Origin of the sequence: Pseudomonas sp. UBA2684 (genome assembly GCA_002354655.1) — a bacterium.
Lineage (GTDB): Bacteria > Pseudomonadota > Gammaproteobacteria > Pseudomonadales > Pseudomonadaceae > Aquipseudomonas.
Window position 1 is genome coordinate 728 of sequence record DELY01000059.1, and the last position, 676, is coordinate 1,403.

Sequence of the window (676 nt, forward strand, 5' to 3'; positions counted from 1 at the left end):
GGCAGCACGGTGACGAACATCAGGCGTGGCAGGCTGGCGCCGGCCAGGCGCGCGGCGGTGACGTAGTCGCGGTTCAGTTCGCCCATCACCGCGGCGCGGGTCAGGCGCACGTAGGACGGCAGCGAGACGATGGCGATGGCGATCACGGTGTTGATCAGCCCAGGGCCGAGGATGGCGACGATGGCCACCGCCAGCAGCAGCGAGGGCAGCGCCAGCATGATGTCCATCAGGCGCATGATCGTCGGGCCGAGCAGGCGCGGAAAGAAGCCGGCAGTCAGGCCCAGCAGTACGCCCGGCAGCAGCGACAGCAGCACCGAGGCCAGGCCGATCAACAGCGACAGCCGCGCGCCGACGATCAGCCGCGAGAGCAGGTCGCGGCCTAATTCGTCGGTGCCGAGGAGGAACTGCGTCTGGCCACCGTCCAGCCATGCCGGCGGGGTCAGCAGGAAGTCGCGGTACTGCTCGCTGGGGTCGTGCGGGGTGATCCAGGGGGCGAACAGCGCGCAGAACACCAGCACGCACATGAACAGCAGGCCGGCGACCGCGCCTTTGTTGCGCGAGAAGGCCTGCCAGAACTCTTTCAGCGGCGAGGGGTAGAGCAGGCTCTGGTCGATAGTGGTGGTGTTCATGGGCGAGCCTCCAGAGCGGGCCTGCGTAGGGTGGATGACGCTCTTTT

General features: G+C 68.0%; 1 protein-coding gene. It reads right to left on the reverse strand.

Features of this window, described 5'->3' with window-relative positions; genetic code table 11:
- The coding region (locus tag B3M58_RS21810) for an ABC transporter permease subunit (protein ID WP_296222433.1) at window positions 1-629 on the reverse strand (629 nt) is incomplete at its 3' end.
- Between the last annotated feature and the right edge of the window lie 47 nt (window positions 630-676).